The following is a 22,935-nucleotide window of genomic DNA, read 5'->3' as shown; positions in this document are numbered from 1 at the left end:
GAATGGCGGCACCTGTGGTTGGTGGCCCGCGCGGACTTCACCGACAGCCGTTGGTGGGGCCGGTATCCGCTGCTCAATGCGCTGATAATGTTGCATCGGCGTCTGCCCCGTTCAGTTTGGGGTCAGGCTCTTGGCGTTCAGGCGAAGTTCACCGCGCATTCCTATATGGTCCGCGAGCTCGAAGGGCGACGCCATCGGCTCAGGTCGCGAGGTCGGGGGAGGTATGCCCGGGTCACTGAAGCGGATGACGAGTTGTTGTGGGCGGTTGATGCCGAACTCACCGCCAAGGGGTGGCTGGGTGAGTATCCGTATCTGGCGAAGGCGCTGGAGCTCGGCGGGAATCTGCCGTATCCGGTGCTGGGTGAGGGTCTGGATATCCGGGCTAAGCTCATCGCACGGGCCTGGATGTACGACAGGATGATCGATGGCCGTGATGAGCTACTGAATCCGGCTAGCCGGACCCTCACGTTCGCCCCCGCGGTGCCGGTTGAAAAAAATAAATTGTCGTTGGCGGTCTACGAAGAACTCCGCCGTATGCGCTGGACGGGCTCGCTCATCCCGGAGGCGGCGATTGTAAATGAACAACAGTACAGTGATATTCGAAGTCGTGATATTGGTGTCAAGGCCATGGTCATCGCATGGCGACACATACTGACTGAACTCGACCAGAACCGTGGTGGGTTTGAACCCATTGGTGTGGAGGACCAGCCGGATCCGGGTCCGGCGGATACGAGTTCGCCGGCCGTGGAACAGGAGTTTCCGGCCGGCGCCGGTGAGGACGCCGCGGCCGATGCTCCGGGCCCGGAGTCCGGCGCAGTGGCTGAGGGTCTTTCCGGCGACGATGCGCTGGAGCTGGTGCTGGTGTTCCATGCGGAACTCGCTGGCAGTGAGTGGCTGGGCGGCTACCCGGGTCGGGAGACGGTGGTGGCTAAGCACGGATTGCTACCGGAATCGGTTCGACGCCACGGATACGCTGACCAGGCCAGGTTCATCGCGCAGGCGTATATGGACGACGAGCGGAGCCGGAAGCGCCACCGGTCGAGGGTGCATGCGACCAGCACCGACGCCGGGCGGGTGGAGCTGTTGCTGGCGGTCGATACCGCGCTCAACAACAGCTTCTGGACGGACGAACACCCGAATCTCAGGTATGTGTTGGCGACACAGGGGTATCTGAAGGATTCGCTGCCGAACGAGGCACCTGGCGTCCTGGCCGAGGCGATAGCGCAGGCATATATGGCCGAGGCAAGGAGCCGCCGGGGCTACGTGCCTGGGGGAGCCTTCGAGGGTCTGTCCACTGGGGAGCGGGCGGAGTTGGTGTCGGCGGTCGGTGACGAACTCGGTGGCAGCGAGTGGAGGGGTGCCGGCCTGGATGACGGGGCTGTGGCGGAGAAGTACGACCATCTGCACCCTGTGGTTCGGTGGCAGGGTGTGGCTATTGCGGCCAGGTTCATTGCTCGGGCACATATGCTCGGTGTACTCACGGTGGGCGGCGGTGGGCTCAATGCCCCGGACCCGGAGTCCGTTGTGGGCATTGCGGATCTGTCCGGCGACGACGAGCAAAGGCTGTCGCTTGCGGTTCGCAAGGAACTCACCAACAGCCGTTGGGCGGGACCGTATCCGAAGCGCGTTCGTATGCTGGCGAGGTTTCAGGGTCTGCCGCCTGCGATTCGGGTCCGGGGCAGCGGGATCCTGCCCGGGTTTATCGCCCATGCCTATATGGCCGCCCAGGTGAAGAACGGCCGGTCCCGTTTGACGGGCGAAGGAGGGGCCGGGGCCGTCACCGAGGAGCAGGTGGAGCTGTTGTGGGCGGTTGATGTCGTACTCACCCGCGATGAGTGGAAGGGCCGCTACCCGTATATCCGTGAAGTGGAGGCGAGTCAGAAGGATCTGGCGCCTTCGGTGGGGAACGGGACGCTTGGTGTCCGAGCCGAGGCGATAGCGCAGGCATATAAGGCCGGGCGAAGGGAGCGCCGGGGAGCCTTCGAGGGCCTGCCCGCTGAGAAGCAGGCGGAGCTGGTGTCGGCGGTCGGTGACGAACTCACCAAGAGCCGCTGGGGGGGCGATGGCCTGGGTGCCGGGGCTGTGGCGGTGAAGTACAACGATCTGCCTCGTTTGGTTCGGTGGCAGGGTGTGGTTAGTGCGGCCAGGTTCATTGCTCGGGATCATATGCTCGGGAAAATCACGGAGGTCAGTGGTGGGCTTGATGCCCCGGCCCGGGAGTCCGATGCGGACATTGCGGATCCGTCCGACAAGGAAGGGCTGTGGCTTGCGGTTCGCGAGGAACTCGCCAACAACCGTTGGACGGGCTCGTATCCGTGGCTCGATGGCACGCTGAGGAGGTTTCGGGCGCTACCGCCTGCGGTTCGGGTCCTGGACACAAGGGTGCTGTCCTGGTTTATCGCCCATGCCTATATGGCCGACCAGATCGAAAAGCAATTCGGCCGGACCCGGTTGAAGCGCAAAGGATTGTCCGAGGCCGTCACCGACGAGCAGGTGGAGCTGTTGCTGGCGGTCGATGTCGCACTCACCCGCGTCGGGTGGAAGGGCAGCTACCCGCTTATCCGGACTGTGTTGGCGAGGCAGAAGGATCTGAAGGATTCGCTGGACGGCCGGGATCTCAATTTCCGGGCCGAGGCGATAGCGCAGGCACATATGGCCAAGGTAGGGAGCCGTCGGGTCTACGGGGCTGTGGTTGCCTTCAAGGATCTCTCCGATCTGGAGCAGGAGGAGTTGCTCTCGGCGGTCAGTGACGAATTCCGTGACAGCGGGTTTGGGGGTGATGGCCTGGACGACGGGGATGTGGCGGACAAGTTCGACGATCTGTCGGCTGTGGTTCGGTGGCAGGGTGTGGTTAGTGCGGCCAGGTTCATTGCTCGGGGTCATATGCTCGGGAAATTCGCGGAGGTCGGTGGTGGGCTTGATGCCCCGGCCCGGGAGTCCGGTGCGGACATTGCGGATCCGTCCGACAAGGAAGGGCTGTGGCTTGCGGTTCGCGAGGAACTCACCAACAACAATTGGACGGGCTCGTATCCGTGGCTCGATGGCACGCTGAGGAGGTTTCGGGCGCTGCCGCCTGCGGTTCGGGTCCTGGACGCAAGGGTGCTGTCCTGGTTTATCGCCCATGCCTATATGGCGCGCCAGATCGACCAGACCTTCGGCCAGTCCCGGTTGAAGAGCAAAGGATTGTCCGGGGCCGACGCCGACGAGCAGGAGAAGCTGTTGCTGGCGGTCGACGCCGCACTCACCCGCGTCGGGTGGAAGGGCAGCTACCCGCTTATCCGGACTGTGTTGGCGAGGCAGGAGAATCTGAAGGATTCGCTGGACGGCCGGGATCTCAATTTCCGGGCCGAGGCGATAGCGCAGGCACATATGGCCAAGGTAGGGAGCCGTCGGGTCTACTGGACTGTGGTTGCCTTCAAGGATCTCTCCGATCTGGAGCAGGAGGAGTTGCTCTCGGCGGTCAGTGACGAATTCCGTGACAGCGGGTTTGGGGGTGATGGCCTGGACGACGGGGATGTGGCGGACAAGTTCGACGATCTGTCGGCTGTGGTTCGGTGGCAGGGTGTGGTTAGTGCGGCCAGGTTCATTGCTCGGGGTCATATGCTCGGGAAATTCGCGGAGGTCGGTGGTGGGCTTGATGCCCCGGCCCGGGAGTCCGGTGCGGACATTGCGGATCCGTCGGACAAGGTAGAGCTGTGGCTTGCGGTTCGCGAGGAACTCACCAACAACAATTGGACGGGCGCGTATCCGTACCTCGATGGCGCGCTGGATAGGTTTCGGGCGCTGCCGCCTGCGGTTCGGGTCCTGGACGCAAGGGTGCTGTCCTGGTTTATCGCCCATGCCTATATGGCGCGCCAGATCGTACGGAATGCTGGCGGGTCCCGGTTGAAGAGCAAAGGATTGTCCGGGGCCGACGCCGACGAGCAGGAGAAGCTGTTGCTGGCAGTCGATGCCGCATTCACTCGCAGAAGGTGGACGAGCGGCTACCCGAATCTCCGGACTGTGTTGGCGAGGCAGGAGGATCTGAAGGATTTGCTGGAAGGCCGGGATCTCAATTTCCGGGCCGAGGCGATAGCTCAGGCACATATGGACAGGGTAGGGAGCCATCAGGTCTACGGGCCTGGGGGAGCCTTCGGGCGTCTCTCCGGTGATGAGCAGAGGGAGTCGGTGTCGGCGGGCGGTGCCGAATTCGGTGGCAGCGGGTTGGTGGGTGATGGCCTGGATGCCGGGACTGTGGCGCAGGAGTACGACGGTCTGCCTCCCGTGGTTCGGGAGCAGGGTCTGGTTGGCGCGGGCCTCGAAGCCCCGGCCAAGGCCATCGCGCAACCGCGGATCGTCGAGCAAAGGGGCGAGGGCAATGCGGGATCGAGTTCCATGGTGCAGGGACCCGGTGCAAATCCCTGGTATCCCTCTCCCGCCGACGGGAACAAGCTGTGGTCCGAGGTGCGCACCGAACTCATCGACCGTGGCTGGGGGGAGAAGCCCCTGCCGGATTTCAGGTTTGTTGCGGTGAAGTTCGGGCAGCTGGAGGCTTCGGTTCGGGGTGCGGGCCTCGATGTGCAGGCCAAGGCCATCGCACATGAGTGGATGATCCGGGGTTATGACGATGTAGCCAGCCCCGAGACAAAGAGAATGCGGTGGGCGGTCCTAGACAAACTCAAGGGTGACAGTTGGGTGGGCAGGTTTCCGCCGCTTGGTCATGTCGCGAGAAGGCACAGAACCCTGGACGCCTCTGTTCGCGCCAAGGAGTTCGGCGTCCGAGTTGCGGCCATCGCGCAGGACTGGGCCACCGACCGCAATGGGCACGGCCGTTTTGAGGGCAGCGGAGCGCAGCTTCAGCAGAGCCTGCCGGCCGCTCCAGCTCCCGCGACGTCGGCAGCCGGGCCGCCGCCTGGGACCAGGCGTATCCCGGTGCGGCCCGTGTCGGACGGGGACGGGCGCGGCGCGCCGCATCTTTCCGCCCCGCTGCCGGACGGTGAGTCGGGCACTTTGGGAGCGGGCCCGGCGGATGTGACTGCCTCCCGTGCGTCCGGTATGGACATGGACACGGACATGGACGGCGACGGCGATCTGGGCGACGGCCAGTTGCAGGAGTGGTACGAGAAGCTGGCGGGTCTGGAGTATATGGACTCTCAGGGGAACCTACGGGGGTTGCCGTATGACGTTCCTGAGGGTGGTGATCCGCTTCGTGCGCATCACATGGCCTTGAGTCTGCTGCGGTTGGGTGCGGGCGCGCGGGTGCGGATGATTTCCGTGGCCCAAGCGTCAGGGCTGACTTTCCGTTCGCATAATGGGGCAGGGGTGGCCAACCGGGAAACGGGCGTTGTGAATGTTCCGTATCGCATTGTTCCGGCCGTGGTGAGGGCATTGTCGGATGACTCCGTCGAAGTGGCGGCCGTTTTCGATCCGGTGCTGGGTCGGGGGCCACTGTCGGAGCAGGAGTGGTTGGCGGCCGTCCATGTGGAGCGGGCGGTACGGCGTTTTGAAGGCGAGTCCTTCGCGGAAGTTCAGGGTATTCTCGGCAGGGAAGCGAAGGAGAATCCAGAGAAATGGGATGCCAGGTACTTTGAGAGGGGGCTTCCGAACGATCCGGTGGTGGTGATTTCGGAAGTATTTACGCCTTGGTTCCCGTTCCCCTTCCCGGGTCGGAGTCGTGATGGTTATCTGGGTGGTGATGGTTATCTGCCTCGGCCACCGAATGGCGACGGTTTCTTCGTGTCGCTGGAGGCGACGCGCGCGTATTTCCGCGGCCAGCTAGCCGAGCTTGACCGTGTGGCGGCGGAGGGCGTTAGGCGTGCGAAGACCAGGGGCCTGCTGGACAGTGTCCGTGCGGGGAAGGTCACGCCTGAGCAGGCGCGTGCGATGCGCGTGCGGCTGGAGCCCGGGAAGCGGCCGTTGGATGCGCGGCTGGCCAAGGCGTTGGCGCCGTTGCTCCAGGGCGCCGCGGTCGGCGCTCCAGGGCCGGGGCCGGAGTCCGGCGCGGTCATCGAGGTACTGTCCGACGCCGAGCAGGAGGATCTGTGGTTGGCGGTCCGTACCGAGCTCGCCAGAATCCCTTGGCTGGGCACTTACCCGTCGCCGGCCGCTGTGACACTGTGGCGAGGATATCCGTCGCATTCGGTTCGGGGCCAGGGTCGTGATGCCCAGGCCAAGGCCATCGCGGATGCCTATGCGAAGGACCCGGGAAACTTGCAGCGTCGCGAGCTGAAGCTGAAGGACCCGGAGGGTCGCAAGGCCACCGACGATGAGCGCAAGCTGTTGTCGGAGGCCTATTCCGAGCTCGCCAACAACCGTTGGAGGGGCAGATACTACCCGTCGCTCGAGAGTGTGCTGGAGAAGCAGCGGAGTTTGTCTCGTCGGGTTCAATCCCAGCACTATAAAGTCCGGGCCAGAGTTGTTGCATGGTCCTTTATGGCTGGCGCGGGCGGCTTCGGGTTGCGATCCTCGGATCGGCAGACCAGTGAAGGCACCGGGTATTTGTCAGATAACGAGCAGCGGGATTTGATGTCGGTGTTCATGGCCGTACTCAAAGGCGTCGGCTGGGAGGACACTCCTCCGGATAATGCGAATGTGGTGGCGAGGTATTGGGGTCTGAAGGAAGACATCCGAGGCTGGGGTCTTGACGCCGCGGCCAGGGTCGTCGCATGGACCCTTATGCGCGGGGAGCTCGATGAGGGACGGGGTGGGTTCGCGCCCGGTGTTGAGGATGAGGCGGGGCGGGCCGCGGAGCGTCCGTCGGCCGCCGGGCCCGAGCCGGAAGAGGACGGTACGGACTACAGCCAGGCGGAGAACCGGATCGGGCTCGAAGCGGGGCCCAGCCGTGCGGAGCGGGTCCAGCGGGTCAGGGCGGCCGTGGGTGAGGTGGTTCCTCGGCTGTTGAGCCGTGAGCAGCTGGTTGAGGTGGTGCGTGGGGTGGTCCGGCGGGGGCCGGCGCCGTCGCCGTCGGGGGAGTCGACGGTGGAGCGGTGTGCGGAGCTGGTGCGGGGGTTGCGGGATGAGTTGTTTCCGCAGGGGGTGCGGGGTGCGGAGATTCTGGATGACGCGGCGGTGGGCGGGAGTGGGTGGGAGGGGGTGATGGCGGCGGGGCCGGGGTGGCGGTTGGTGGATAGGGACACGGACGTGGTCGCGGGCGTGGAGGGGGCGGGTGCGGGGTCGGTGGCGTTTGTGCTGGCGGGCAGGCCGGGTGACCAGGTGGGGCATGCGTGGGCGGCGTACCACCTTGGTGATGAGGACGGTGTGACGTGGGTGGATCTGGAGAATCCGGAGGAGGAGTCGCGGGTCTCCGGTGTTGCGCCGGATGTGGCGTGGTTGGAGACCCGGGCGGTGGTCGTCGGTCCTGAGGGCATGGTGATGCCGGATGTGCTGTCGTCGTTCGTGCCGTCCACCTCGACACCGCGGACACTGCCGGATGCGTCCACGAATCGGCTGTACGGGGCCGGGAGGTCCGGCGGGTCCTCTTCGGGTTGGCCGGCACCGGCACCGGCACCGGCACCGGCACCGGCACCGGAGCTGGGAGCAGTCGGGGGCGACGTCGAGATGGCGGAGGCCGGTGCGGTCGCCGGGCCTGAGCAGGACGGGGGCAGACGGGTACGGCCGACGAGCGAGGGGGCCCTGGCGCCCGCCCAAGCCCCGGCGCCCGACCCCGCCGCGATACCCGCCCTCGTCGCAAACGTCGGTCGTGGCTACCGCGGGTTCCCGGGCGGGGTGTACCCCATGCCGCTCCCGGAGCCGATGCTGGAGTGGGTGCGTGCCTTTGTCACCCGTGCCGTTATGTCAAAGGCGGTCGAGGAGCAGGGGGCAGGAGAGGGCCGTAGCGGGGGGCGGGATCCGGAGGCGCCGGATCCGCGCGCCGTCGAGGCGCTGGCGGCGCAGGTGGCAGCGGAATTCAGCCAGCCGGCCCTCTACAACAACCGGACGTACGTGCAGAGCCAGAAGGGCATGATCCGCACGCTGACCTACCTGGGCCGCCGGTACCGGGTCGCGGTGCGCCGCGAGCTCATTGATGCCCAGCCCGCGCCGGGGATGGCCTCCGAAGGTCCCGAGGGACGCCAGGTGCACACCGAGTCACGCATCAGGTCCACCCTCAGGAACAGCGACATCAGCAGTCAGGAGACCGCGCAGACCATCGTTCTCACCTACCTCATCATCGCCCTCTCCCTGCTGTTGGGCGAGAGCGCCTGGGTGCTGTTCCTGCTGGGGTTCAGGCTGAAGGCGATGCTTGTCCACAACCGGGAATCCATTAAATGGACGGTCAGGAACGACATCACGGTGATGACCGCGCTGGATTTCTCCAGCGAATCCTCACGCGCGTACCGCTACGGGACAACGTGGCAGGCCGACGTCCTCCCGCTCGACGGCCCGGGCACGGGTCCGACGCTGGCGCTCACCACCACCACAACCGCTGCAGCCGCCACGAACGGCAACTGGGACGGGGCCGTCACCGGCACCGCGCCCGGCCGGCTCGCCCTGTGGTTCCCGCACTACCTCACCCAGGATCCGGAGCCGCTCCCGCCCGGCGAGGTCCCGGCGCGCGAACGGCCGGCGGACGGGCGGGTCCTGGCGGCCACGGAACTGTCGCTGATCCACATGCACACCGTGCACGATCCGCACGCCCTGCACGACACGATCGTCGCGGCCCCCGAGCTGCACCCGTATCTGCGCCGGATGTCTCCGGACTCCGCGAGCGACCTGAAGGTCTTCCTCTCCGAGGCGAACGAACGCGGGATGTTCCCGCTCGCCCTGGCCGGTGCGGGCATGTCGCCGGTGCTGTACGACCGCGCCATGGATCCGCTGGGCTACCTGGTGTTGTTCGTGCGGTCCATCCGACTGAACCCCGAGGTGCTCGCCAAGTCGAAGAACCTGGTGACGGAGAGCACGCTGCAGTACGTCACCGGCGTCGAGAACGCCTATCAGGTGACCAACGCCGTGCAGACGGGCTTCTCCGTCCCCCTCACCTTCCAGGATTCCGGAGCCCCCGGTGTCGGCGGCAGCGCGACCTTCAGCGGTTCCCACCAGTACGAGCGCGGCCGCGTCCTCAACTCGGGCGGGGTTGCCTACGACTGGTTCGGCCTTGCCAGCGAGAACCCGCAGCTCTTGGTGGGCGCCGAGGTCGAGTACGGGACTTACCTCGTCTCCTCGGAGGGGGGCACCAGCGACACGCACGTCTTCCGGCCGCCGGAGGGCTATGGCCTACGGGTACCGAGCCAGGCCGACATCGATGGCGTCGACCCGGAGGAGAGCCGGTATCTGCCATGGGAGCTGGCGGAGCTGCGCGGGCTCCCGGCATCCGCCAACCCGCTGAGGATCACCGACGGGGAGGAGCAGCTTGATCAGGCAGAGACCGCGCTGCGCGGCCAGGGATTCCTCCCTCCGGCCGAACCCAGGTCGCTGCTCTGGATGCCAGAGGTCGAGCGCACGAAGCTCCTCCAGGCCCAGACGGAGAACTCCAAAAAGCTCCGCCTCCTGCGCACGCAGATCGGGCAGCGCGCCGGACTGAAGGAGATGATGGGCGCCGGCCACGCGACGTACTTCGAGCGGCCGTTCGGAACGAGCGTCTGGCGGGTCAGCCTGGAGCTGTCGGTGGCGGCGCGGCCCGGCACCTCTCCCCACCACCGCAAGAACCTGCCCGGCTGGGCCGCGCTGAACGCCAACGGGATGTCGGCGCCGGGCGGCGCGTCGTACGCCTCCTCGCACACGTGGTCCTTCGCTTACTCGGGCGAGGCCCACGGCCCGGTGTCCGAGGAGACGGCCATGCAGGGCGGTCTCCCATCCGGCCTGTCGTGGAGCCGGCAGCGTGGGAAGGCGAGCGGTTCCGCCTCCGGAGTGGGCCTGGACATGTTCCAGTACGCCCAGAACGGCCTGGCTCTCTACGACATCCCGGCGGTCCGCACCCTGGCGATGTTCTCCGACGGGGACCCCAGGCCGTTGGCGGTGTTCGAACCGGCGAACGTGACCGTCACTCTCACCTATCCGCTCGCCGCGACCCTCGGCACGCCGCCGGCCCCGCTCCCCGCGCCCACGATCAGGGCCGCCACGGAGGAGGACTACCGGCTGGCCCGGATGGCGCCGGACGATGAAGGCAACCGCCCGCAGGAGGCGGTGTTGCTGCCGGCCTCCGCGCATGTCGAGCTGGCGCTCGGGAGCGCCGAGCTGGTCAAGGTGTACCAGTGGTTCCTGGCGAACGACGATCTGGCCGGGGCCTTCCGGCGGTTCCTGGAGGGGGAGCGCTCAGGGCGCGTGGCGTCGGAGCCGGAGGTGCACGATGAGACGGGCGAGGCCGTTGAAGCGTTCCGCCGGTTCCTGTGGGGGAGTTGGGCGAAGGGTCGGTCGGGGCCGGTCACGGATGCGATCCGCGGTGAGTCGGCCGAGGCGCGTGCCGGGCTGGTCCATGAGTTCCGGCAATTCCTGGAGGCGGAGGGGCCGTCGGGCGTGGTGTCCGAGCTGACGGATGTGGTGGCGGAGCCCACGGGTGCGGGCACGGACGTGGCGGTGGAGCCCACGGGCGCGGGCAGTGGGTCGCCGGACGCGCGCGAAGAGCTGGTCGTGGTGTTCGGGCGGTTCCTGGACAGCGGCCTCCTCGGGAGCCGCCCGGAGGCGAGTGCGCTCGGTCAGGTCATGAACTGGACCGCTGAGCAGGGTGCCCGGGTCGGCCGGATCGGCACAGCGCTCCCGGCGCTCGTCACCGGGGCCGGCCAGTGGCTGAAGGACGTGACGTTCGGCAAGTCCCTGGCCGGCGCCGCGACATTTGCCCAGGAGGTCGGCCGTACCAGCCTGTCCAGTACCGCCCTCCAGGGCCGGGATCACCAGATCATGCGCGGCGTGCATGCCTTCGAGGCCGGCGGAGACGGATCCGTGGTGGGCACCGAAATCAAGGTCGAGGTGCGCGGCTACCCCAAGGACCTGGTCTACGTGGGCACCGACATGCCGCCGGCGGAGGGCATCGACGGTGTCAAGCCCACGCGGGCGATCGAGAGTGACGTCACCGCCACCGACTCGGCCCTGAAGAGCACCAGCTTCAGCCACACCACGGAGTACGGGTTCAGCGGCTCGCTCACCGGCACCGCCGGGAGTGGCGCGGTCACCATCACGGGAAGCGGCGGCCAGAGCCGCTCGGTGTCGGGTAGCGAGACGAACGCCACCGTCGTGACCAACAACCGGCTGAACGTCGACGCCAGGGAGACCCACCACGGGTTCCGGGCCACCGGGGTCTACCTCCTCAAGCTGTCCAGGGCCTACAGCAACGCGCCGGCCAACTCCGTCGGCATCGGCGCGGCCGGGACTGAGGACGTCGCCGTGGAAGTGCCGGGCGGCCAGGTGTTCTGGGTGCCCGAGACCGACGTCAGGCAGGACCGGCGGCTGGCGGAGCTGGCCGGGCTCCCCTACGCGGAGCCGCGGCTGGACCGGCTCCCCCCGCCGTCCTTCGTCCGGTCGGGCGGTGAGTCGGTGGGAACGATGACCGTGCCGGACGTCGTTCCGGACGGCGCCCTGGACGAGATCTTCACTACGATCCGCACCCTGGTGGAGCGGGAGGCCCCCGGGGCGCTCACTACGGGCGGCGGCAGCCGCGTCCGCGGGCTGGACTCGCGTATCGGGGACGAGGGCATGGTCGTCGCCCTGAGGGCGGCGATCGGCGCGGGCGCCCGCAAGTGGCGGCGGCCCATAACGTTCGTCTACCGGGGATGGGGGAGCCTATACCTGATCCAGGTGGCCGTCAGGGCCCGCCCGGCGCGCGGGGTGCGGCTGGCCGACGTGCGCGGGGCGCTGCGCACGAAGTCGGGGGTGGAGCACCAGCTCTCCTCGGCACTCAGCTCGGTGACGCGCACGGCCGGGCGCTCGGGCACCGTAAGCCTCGGCCTCAGCGGGAGCGGAGGCCCCGCCGGGGCCGCGGCGAGCCTGTCCTCGACCGGGTCCGGCTCCCGTTCCCAGGCCGACTCCCAGCATCGCCAGCAGTGGGAGCGCGTCGGCGCCCCGTCGGCGCAGTTCACGGTGCCGTACGAGCTCGAGTACGCGGTCATCTCGGAGCGGCTGACCGACTCGCTGCCGAGCTTCCTGATCAACACCGTCGTCTCGCCCCAGGAGCTGGCCGAGACGCTGAAGCGGAGCGCGCTGTCGCTGAGCGAGGCCATCGGCGTCACCGAACTGATAGCCGGCATGGCCGAGGGCGTGACGGGCGAACTGGCCCGCTGGCGGGAGCAGGCCCTGAGCCGGATCTCGGCCATCCGGTCGCGAGGGCCGGTGCTTCCGACGACCACCTCCGACGCCGACATACCCCTCGGCCCGTTGGCGGCCTTGCCTGCGCAGGGCGCCGACGAGGCAGCGCGCGAAACCGTGATATCCGAGTCCGAGTCCGGGACCGAGTGGGAGCCCCCGGTCGGCACGCCCGTCGCCACGTCGAACGTCACCGCCACGCTGCGCTTCCCCGCCGAGGAAACGCCGTACGTGCGCCCGGACGGCACCGTCGATTGGCCGGCCCCGCCCACGCTGCTGCAGCCGGGCATCCACACGACCGACCCGCGGGAGACCAGGGAGCTGCCGGCTCTGCCCGTGGACCCGTTCCCGCACGCCGCCACACCCGCCGTCCCGGACGCCGATGCGGCCACGGCCCCGCACCCGCTGGACCGCGCCCGCCGCTGGATGCCCCGGCAAGTGGTCGTCGTCACGCACGTCGACGCGACCGATGAGATTGCCGACGCACTGCGCGCCGTCGACCCCGCCCTGCGGGACACGCGCCTGGGGAAGGCTTCGGATTCCCAGGAAGCCACTCTGCTCCGCATCGGCGACGCCGTGGGAGCCGGCGAGGTCGAGCTGTCCGCGGTTCAGGCGTCCAAGCTCGCCGGGCTGGAGACGGCGTCCGACAGCTCGGTGGTCGTCGAGCTGATGCTCTACCGGCCGCGGTTGGAAACCCCCCGCCGGGCGGTCCACAGGATGGGGATGAACACCGCCATCCGCAGCGCTTTGAGCTCCAGCAGCCAGACGCAGACCGCGGTCGTGAACGTGCCGCTGACCCATCTGCTGACGGACGACGGCACGCACACACTCGGCGGCACGCTCCCGGCCGTGGGTGGGAGCACCACGACGGGTCGGTCCAGCGGCGTCACGAGCAACCACCGCGAGATCATCAGCTACGGCACGAGCGTCTCGCAGAACGAGGCGGGGGAACCGGACGACAGCGGCGTACTCGCCTTCACGCTGACCACGCACATCGTCATGAAGATCACCGGCCCCGACGGCACCCGATGGGCCCTCGGAAACGCGGTGGTGGGGGCCACCCTGGAGGACACCCTCGGCTGGGGCATCGCCCCGCCCCGGCCGTCCCCGAACGTCTACGACCTCCCGGCGATGCTCGCCGGGCAAAGCCAGGCGCACCTGCGCGACTGGACCCGGCATCCCGTCTCGGGCCTGCCGCGGTTGCTGGCCGACGGCTTCCACCCGGACGACGCGACACCGCAGCTCTGGCTCGCGCTGGGAGAGCACCGGGACCCGGAACTGCTGGCGCGCGCCCTCTTCGTGGCCTCCCGCACGGCGGTCGTCGCGGGCAGGCCGGTCGAGCTGGTGGTCAGCAGCGACGGCAGCAAGCACTGGACGTTCGACGCCGACGGCGGACTCACCGGACTCACCGGACTCACCGGACCGTACGCCGAGGCCGCGGGCGCCGACTGGGCGGCGCTGCGCGGAGCGATGGAGACCCATCTCCGCTCCCGGCAGGACGAACAGGCGGGCCGGGCAGCCGAGTCCCGGCTGCGGCAGCGCCTGCGGGACGCCCGTACGGCGCGGGACGCGGCGCAGGCCGTGCACGAGACCGCCGAGCGGGAGCACGGCGCCGCCGACCGGTCCCACGCCGCAGCGCGGGGCAGCGCCGATGCGCTCCGGGCCGAACTCGGCACCGTACGCGACGACATCCGTCGGCTCGACGCCGACATCGCCCGCCTGACCGACGCCGCGCGCGCGTCGCGCGAACGGCTCGACGCCACCCCGCCCGACCAGCCGGCGACGCGCGAGGAGCACGCGCGGGCCGTGGAGGCGGCGGACCGGGACGTCAAGGAGGCCACAGCCGAGTACGCGGCTTTCCGCGAGCGCGAGCACGGTCTCGTCGCGGACGTCGAGCAAGCCGAGACGGCCGTGCGGTGGGCGGGGGAGGCTCAGCAGAAGGCGGCGGACGAACTGACCCGCGCGACCGCGGCCCTCGACGCGAGCCGTACCCGGACGAACGAGACCAAGGAGGAACTGGCCGCGCTACGGCGCGAGGCCGCCGAACACGCCAACAGCTACCTGAACGCCTGGCGCTCCCTCCCCGCCCTCACCCGACGCCTGGACAGGGCGGGTGCGGCCGGTCGGCACAAGAGCGTGCTGACGGCGGCCCCCGCGCAGCAGAGCGCCCCGGCCGACTGGAGCCGCACGGGGCCTCCGGCCCTGACAACAGCGGAGCCGCCCGCGTCGTCGATCACCCAGGCCGTGCACCCGCACGCCGTGCGACTGCCCGCCGATCAGGGGGCCCGGGACGCCCGGATCGCGGAGTTGCGCGCCCAGGCTCGCGCCCAGGCTGCCGGACGGCAGCAGACCCGGGCGGTGGAAGGCGGGGCCCCCTCAGCCGGCCCGCCGCTGCGTCTGGTCGCCGACCTGGACGGCGGTGGCGGTGCCACGGCCGACGCTTTCCTGCGCTCCGCCCGCAGCCTGGCGGTGTCCACGGGGGAGCCGGTCGACCTCGCGCTCGTCCACTACGACGGCACCACCCCCGACCGCCTGGAACACCAGCTGATCGACCCGGGCCACGCGCGGCACGCCGACGCCGAGCGGTCGCACGCCGAGCACCGGGCGCTGGAGGCGGAGCGCGCCCCGCGGCAGGAGGCGGTGGAGCGGTCCCTCGCGGCACTTGAGGACGTCGTGGCCGAGGCAGGGCCCGACATCGAGGCCGCGAGAGCGGCCGGCGCGGCGCTGGCCGACGCGGAGCGCGACGACCCCCGGGACCTGGACCGGCTGCGGGCCGACGCGCGGCTCGCGGCGGACCTCGCGGAGGAGCTGGCGGCGGAGCTGGAGCGGAGTGCCGCGGCGGCCGGGCCGGACGTGCCGCCCGAGTGGAGCCGCGTGGCGGCCGCGGCTACCGAGGCGGTTGAGGCTGCCGAGGCGGCGAACCAGGAGGTCGCCGACCGGCAGTCGCTGCTCGACAGGTACGAAGAAGCCGACCGCAGGGGCACGGCCGCGCAGGCGGCGATAACCGAGGCCCTGGGGAGGCTGGAGGCGGACGAGGCACGCGTCGCCGAGATCGGCACCGCCGCCGTCCGCGCGGCCGAGGCCCACCGGGCCTCCGGCCAGGACGCCCTGCGGGAGGGAGCGGCCGCCACCGCGGCCGCGGAGAGGCGCTCCGGCCTCTCGGACCGTACGCCTGCGGAAGCGGTCCGCACCGCCTGGCAGACCACCGCCTCCGGCTACGCCCTGCCGGACGACGACACCGAACTGGCCACTGCCCAGCAACTGTCCGCACTGCCCGGCGCCCGCACTCTCGCGCTCGGCGCACCGGGAACCGACGGCGGCTACGCGATCCGGGGCCGGGCCATGACGACCGCCGAACTCGCCGAGCAGATCGCGGCCAGGCTCACCGCCGACGGCGAGCAGCCCCCGCGCCGCCTGGTCCTGCACGCCCCGGGCAGCGCCGCACTCGCCCGTGAACTCAGCACCCGGCTCGGCCGGCTCGTCCCGCACCCGGTGGACGTCGTCGGGGCGCACGGCGACCCGTCCCCGGCCGTCTCGGCCGCCGGGAGGATCCGGCAGGCCGCCGACCGCTTCGTAGCGCCCGCGCGGTCCGGGTGGGCGGCCTACCGCGGCGGCGAACCGGTCGCGACCGGGCTGCTCGCCCCCCGTACGTCCCTGCCGGACCTGTTGAAGGAACTGGCAAAACCCAAGCACGCGGCGACCGCCACGCCCGAGTCTGTTCTGGTGGTGCGTGAGGTGCGTGGTGCGGGTGGGCGGATTGCGGCGGTGGGGTTGTTTGATGAGGGGGACTGGGAGGTGCGGCGGGGGGCGTATGCCCGGTTGGGTGAGGTGTCGGAGTACACGTCGTGGGGGCGGGACGCGGACGGCAAGCGGGTGGCGTCGCGTCGGGTGTTGCCGGGTGGGGGTGGTCCGGGTGGGACGGTGTTCTTCGCGTCGCACGATGGTGATGCGGAATCGGGGCTGGGTGCGGGGTCGCCTGCGGCGGAGGTGTTGCGGAGGGCCGTCAAGGAGGGGGCTGCCTCGTCTGTCACGTCGGTGGTGTGTGTGCGGGGCAGTGGGTCGGAGAGTGTGGAGCGGGCGCGTGCGCGGGCTCAGTTGATCGCGGATACGGCGGGTGTGACGGCGTATGTGTTGGTGGGGCGGGCCGCGGTGACGCCGGGGCGTGCGGGTGGTCTGCCGGCGGTGCATTTGCTGGGGGATGAGCAGGGGCGGGCCACGGATTTCGTGGCGGCGTATCCGGCCGGCGGCGGTCCGCCGCGGGTTTGGGAGGCGGAGGAGTCCGCCGATGTCGGGCGGTCGGACGAGGCGTATCCGGATGTTCGGTTTGTGAATGCGGGGGAGGCTTTCGGGGACGCCCTCGAGTCGTCGGGGCATCCGGCGGCGCAGAGCGCGCCCGGGGGCGCCAGGTCCGTTGGCACCGCGTCCGCATCCGCGGCCGGCTACCAGCGCACCGGGTCCCATACGGCCAAACTTGACGGCTATGTCTACACGTTGCGCGAGCTCGGGAAGTTTGGCTGGGGCGTTGATCTCCTGCACGCCGCGCTCTGGAAAGCTGTGCCCGAGTTGCTTGTCGCTGTGGGGGCCGACTTGGCTGACGGCTTCCGCCGGATCGTCGCCCGCGACGTCGTCGAGGACGACCTGTCGTCGGTGACGGTGCCGGAACTTCACGCGCACCCGCGCCTCTCGACCGGCCTGCTGAAATCGATCGGCGCCGACACGAACCTCACCGCCGTCCAGCGCATCGAAGGGGAACTCGCTGCGCTGGCCCCCGCCGAAGTCAGGCTGAACCCGCTGGACCGACTCCGGGTGATGATCGCCGCGCCGTTCGACGGGGAAGAGGGAAGCCGGATTCCGCTGGCCGCACTGGTGGCGCCGGCCAGTCGCGCGCTCGGCGTGGGTATCGCCCTGGTGGATCCCCAGGGCGAGGTGGCCTCGTACGGCGTGCCCTCCCGGGAAGCCCGGCCTGTTCTCATCGTGCGAGATGACGACGGCGATCGCGTCGGGGTACCGGGCGAACCCGGCGGTGCCTCGGAGGAAGCGCCCGAACCAGGCGCGCACCCCTCCGACGAGGACACCGACGAGGACACCGACGACGACACAACCGAGGGCCGCGACCCATCGATTCCCAGCGGCAAGCGGGATGCCGGCGCTGCGGACGGCTCCCGGTCGGCCTCCCAGACCGGTTGGGATGGTTCGTTCACCGGTTCCGGCTCCGGCACGGCCCCCGCGTACATCGAAGGCGACGTCAGCGAAAGCGAGTTGAGCCGCTACAGCGACTCCGAGTTCGAACCCGACTCCGATGACGATGACTCGTCCGACGGGTCTGCCAACGATCCCGCACCGCGGCTGTCGGACCGGCCGCAGCTGATGGCCGACCTGACCAATGATCGGGGAGAAACGGAGACCGTTCCGGTCGGGCGGAACCTCACGAGTCAGGCAGTGATCTGGGTGACGGCGGGCCAGCGGTGCCACCATAAGACCCGCGACGGCGTGCCGCGGATAACGAAATACAGTTCCGCGCCGTGGGGAGAGCTGGCGTACATGCTGGCGGTCGATGTCGACGACCACGGCAATCTCCTGGACAACGACGACCGGCCCATGGACCTCCCGAGCCTGGTGCGACGGGTTGCTTCCGACGATGTGCTGGCCGAACTGGATGCCCGAGCCGGCCAGAAGGTGCCGGTGGTGCTGGTCACGCCGTTCGGTGCGGCCGGCTTCTACTCACCGGCGCAGATGCACGCCGACCAGATGGACCGCAGTGTCTGGGCACACACGCGGATCGGGCGGCTGGTGGCGGACGACAGCGGCGTACACATCCCGGCCACCCTCGACAGGGACCCGGACCTCCCGTACGGCGACTGGGCCCGGATCGAGCCGAGACTCGAGCGCCGGCTGCCTCCCGCGGACCGCTGGTTCACCGCACTCGACGGCACTCGGTTCCGGGCGAGCCAGGTGGACACCCGGCTTCTCGTCGCTCCCCGCGGTGAGTCGTTCGGCCGTGAGTCGACTGAAGAGATGCACGAAGACCGCGACAGCGAGTGGAAGTTGCGCGGCTATCGGGACCACATGGCGCTCGACCATGTCACGAAAACTACTCGCCATGACAGGCAGTTGCTCTACCGCGAGGTGTATCCCTCGCCGCCGGCCATCCTCGCCTTCTCCGCACACGGCAATGCTGGGCTGGTATGGCTCGCCATCCATATTGACGGGGCGGCCAAGGAGAAGGCCGTCCGTGCCAAGGAAGGCGCACGGTTCGTGGCCAGCCTGCCCGAATTCGCCGAGGCCCGGGCGAAGCTGGCGCGGGGCGAACTACCGCCGGACTTCAAAGTGCGCTTCCCGGTCTGCTATGGCGCCACGGCCGGCCACCACTCCGAGACGCTGGAGCCGACGCCGCACGGGCCGCCAGGGGTGCGTCCTGTGGACGATCCGCTGGACACGGTGTCGTTCGTGCAGCATTTCATCAACGTGACCGGGCTGCCCGCCGAAGCCAGCATCCTCAAGGCGTACGGTTCCGACCGGGTCGCCCACTCGCCCGATGGCCGTGGCGGTTTGGCCACCCCCAGAAGGGAGCCAACACGGGAGGAACTGGCGACGCTGGCACGGCGCGCGGGGTTGCATCGCCGGGCCGGCCGGGTGCCGCCCACCGTGCTGAAACGGACCCTGCGGCTGGTCCGCGCGCTGCGCCAGGTGTTCGGCGACGACGTCGAGGACGACCCCAGCACCTTCGACAAACTGCTCACCGGTATCGGCGCGCTGGAGCGCCTGCGCGCCAACGACGAGAAGCTGAACCGCCTCACCCCGTTCCGTATGGAGATGTGGAACCTGCTGGCCCGGCAGATGGATAGGAGCGACCCGGACCGCGACCCGGAGAAGGCCGCGTACCGGAAGGTACTGGACGCTGCCCGCGAGCAGGTGGCCGCCGATCCGAATGCCCGCCTCTCCGCCAATCCCGGCCCGCGGCTGGGCGAAGGTCCCGTGGCCAGTCTGCTGCGGGATGCCATCACCAGGCTGGACGAGCTTGGCGACGACCTGGTCCGTAAGACTTTGGATATCGAGGACAACAGCGTCCGGGTGCGCCGCGCGCAGCGCGCCCGCGCGCTGTGGGCCAGGGTCGGTTCCGGCCTGGCACTCTCCGAACTTCCCGGGGACGAAGCCGAGGTGCTGGCGCGCCAGGTGCTGCATGGAGCGTTCGACCGTCCTCATGAGAAGGCACGCCAGCGCCGGGCCCTGCGTCAGCTGATGACGAGGGCCCTCGCCGCCGACTGGGATGTGCGGGACGACGACGCGCTCGGCGCCTTCGACCTCCGGACCCGAGGCGCCTTCGACCAGTCGCTCCGCATCGGTACGCGGGACGAATCGCAGGGCATCAATTGGAGCGGCGGGCAGTTTCCGCATGGAGTGAAGACGAGCCGGCTGTGGGTCGACCGGCCCGATGGTTCGGCCCGGCAACAGAAACGTCCCCCGTGGCGAGAGACCGATTTCCAGCATGCGTACGTCGTGACTCTTGATCGGGACGCACGTCCGGACCGTCTCCTCATGCACCTTCCGGGCGGCGAGGTACATGCGACGGAAGGCGAGATCCTGGCGCTGCTGCGGGCCAACCCCGACAGGAAAGCCGTGGCCAGGAGGGGGGACTCGAGAATGCCGGTGGCCGTCTTGGTCACCGGTCGGGGCGGCGGGGCCATGCCCGAACTGCAGCGGTTCTCGGACTACAGCGGGTCCGACACTCACCTGTGGACCGGCGAGGCGGCGCTACTCCCCAGCCCCCGTCCGGGCTTGGCGCACAGGATCGTGCTCCGGCCCCAGCACGACGCGACGGCGGGTCGCTTCGAGAGCACCACCTGGACGCCTCCCACGGAATACGGCCCTTTCGCTGCCACCGCCTCCGCATCGAGCGCGGTGTCGGCGTTCGCGCTGGGCGGGGCGGAGGCATTCTTCGGACAGCAGGCTGTTTCCCCGGGCGCGGAGGGCAGTTCGGCTCCGGACGGTTCCGGCACCCTGCCGCCCGGGGGCACGCATGCCTACGTCCTTCCCGAGCCCGTGCTGACGGCTGCGCCCTCCGCGGGCACGCTCGCGCAGCCCGAGACCGAGGGGCCGAGTGCCGCGGCCGGTTCCCCGGCGCCTCCTGGTGTGGATCCCACGACGCATCCGCTGTTGGCGGACTACACGTCGGTGACGGGTCCGGCGTCCGGCTGGCAGGGGCGTAGCTGGCTGACGGACACTCAGGTGAAGCACGTTCTGCCGGGGAAGATGCGCCGGTTCGTGAGCGAGAACGGCCGACTCCGACAGGCGGCGAGCGTCCCGGGCATGGCGATCTCGTGGCCGGACTCGGCGATCGTCATCGCGGCGGCGAAGGCCGATCGCCGCGGGCTGCTGCTGGGCGGCTGGACGCTGAACGGGCACCGGCTGCCGGTTCGGCTGGAGGACCACTCCGACCTGGCGCATCTGCCCCGGGACCCGGAGACCGGTTTCCGGATCATGGCCCCGTCCGCCCTGGCCGATGTGCTGAGAGCCGACCCGTCCCTGGCCGAGCAGCCCAAGGACGCGCCCTTGGTGTTGGCGATCCCGCACGCGGGTGTGGTGAACATGGAGTTCGCGCGGGCGCTCGCCGACGCTCTGGGCAGGCGGGTGTGGATTCCCACCAGCGACTGGGGGCTGCACCCCGACGGGACCGGCCAGGGGCATCTCCTCGGGCTGGTCGACCCCGAAGGGGACACGCCGGTCGGAGGCTGGGTGCCGATCGATCCGAAGCCGGACCGGCTGCGGCGAACACCGCTGCGGCTGAAGGATCTTGACAGCAGCTTCGAATTCTGGGACGCAGACCTCCACCGCAGACCCTGGGTGGATGACGATCCCAAGTGGTCCGGCACCTCGTTCATGCCGGACAGCGACTTGGGGCGGGGCCGGGAGGCGCGGGGCCGGATGCTGGCGGCTCTCACCGAGCTGCACCACTACGCGAGGAGCGGCGAGAAGGGGGGTCTCTACATGATCACCAGTCAACTGGTCGACCTCCCCCCCAGGCTCTTCGCCCTCAACGTCCACGGGTTCCGGGGCGGCGCCCAGTTCACCACCTACTGGGGACAGATCGTGCATCTGGCTGCCCGGGAAGCCGGTCAGGTGCTCGGCACCCTGGCCGAGGTGGCTGACCAGCCGCCGGACGTCTGGCTGTATCTCAACGCCTGCTCCGGCGCCACGCCGGGCGACCCCATGTGGCGGATCAGGGGAAGTGCGCTGGTGCCGCCTGTCGATGATTCCCTGAGGGAGCGCCCACTCGGGCACTGGTTGGCAGCGGCCAGTCGGCGGGGCGTCCTCGCGTACACCTCGATCACCGGCATCTGGGGCGGCGCCCTCCAAGCCGAAGCCACTGCTGCCGGCCGACTGGGGCAGATCGTCCTGTTCAAGCCGCCGCCGGTTCGGGCCGAGTTGGCCGAGCTGGCAAGGAAGGCGGATCTGTACAGCGACCACGGCCCCGTACCGAAGGAGATCCTGGAGACGACGGACGTGCTCGTGTACGCGCTGCAGCTGCGGTTTCGCCACGTCGTGGAGGACGATCCGGTTGAGTACGAGAAGAAGCTGCGCGGGATTGCGGCGCTGGAGAAGATGCGCGCCAACGACTCACAACTCGCCTCCGTCACCCCGTTCCGGCTGGATTTGTGGACCTACATCGCCCGTGTGGTCGCCGGCCCTACGGTCGATCTGACGTTGGACCGCTATCTGGCCGTTCTCGAAAAGGCCCAGCAGCGGCTGGACGCCAAGCCGGACATCAAGCTGACCGAGGCGTTCCCCGACCCGGCGCTCCAGGCGGTCCTGACGCGATGGCAGGACGGCTCCGTCGACCACCGGGCCCGCGAGGTGCTCGGGCTGGCGACCAGCCCTCTGCCGCTGAGCGCGGCGAAGATCGCGCGAGCCTTCTGGGCCGCCGCCCGGACCGAACACGAACTGAGCGGGAAGCCGCAGATCGACCCCCAGGCGTCCGGCCCCGCCACCCTTCACCTCGATGTGAAGCTGTCCCCGGGGGAGTGGCGGGAGAAGCTGGCGGAACTGATGTCCCAGACCGATGCGGCGGGCCGGGTCAGCCGAACCGGCTTCGAGCACCCCTCGTTCGACCTGGAGAGGCGCGGGGCGTTCAAGCAGCTATGGAGGGCGCCGGACGGCACGGCCCATGGGTACGGTTGGGGAGGAACTCCGTTGCCCCAGGGCATCGACATGACGCAGGTCTTCTGGGAGGAGCAGCAGGCCGGGGGCGGAACTGTCGTCCGGGCGGAAGCCGCGCCGTGGCCGAGGAAGGACCATAGCGGCAAGGCACTGCCCGTCTACGGGATCCACCTGGAGGTGTCGAGCGACGGCCGCCGGGTGATGCACCTGCCCGGTGCCGCCGTCCCAGTGGCCGATGGTGAGTTCCGCGAACTGCTTCGGAACGCGCCCCTGGAGCGGGATCTTGAGCTCGAGGCGCGGATCGTGTTCCTGATCTCCGGCCTGGGAAGTTCGGGCCTCCGTCTGGTGCAGCAGCACAGCAACTTCACCGCTCGGTCCGGATGGGCCTTCACCGGTGATATCCGTCTCCGTGAGAACCCGCGGGGGCCGCGGCAGATCCTGCTGCTTCCCGAAGCCGGCACCGGAAACCCGGGCGTCTGGAAGAGCACAAACTGGCGGGTTCCGAAAGCGGTGCCGCCACCACCACCGCTTCAGCTGCCCGCCCACGTGCGCCACCAGCTGGGCACCTCCTGA

General features: G+C 69.5%; 1 protein-coding gene (running past one end of the window). It reads left to right on the top strand.

Annotation, left to right across the window (positions count from 1 at the left end; all coding sequences use genetic code 11):
- Nucleotides 1-22,935: the 3' end of a lonely Cys domain-containing protein gene (locus tag ACIHFB_RS13715; RefSeq protein WP_400126877.1), read on the top strand. It extends 30,288 nt beyond the left edge of the window; the window shows 22,935 of its 53,223 coding nt (coding positions 30,289-53,223); its start codon lies off the left edge, out of view; the stop codon is at nt 22,933-22,935.

It is taken from the genome of Streptomyces sp. NPDC051963, from assembly GCF_044593495.1.
In the GTDB taxonomy this organism is placed as follows: domain Bacteria; phylum Actinomycetota; class Actinomycetes; order Streptomycetales; family Streptomycetaceae; genus Streptomyces.
The sequence above is the reverse complement of the archived record's forward strand: the minus strand, read 5'-3'. Positions and strand labels throughout refer to the sequence as shown.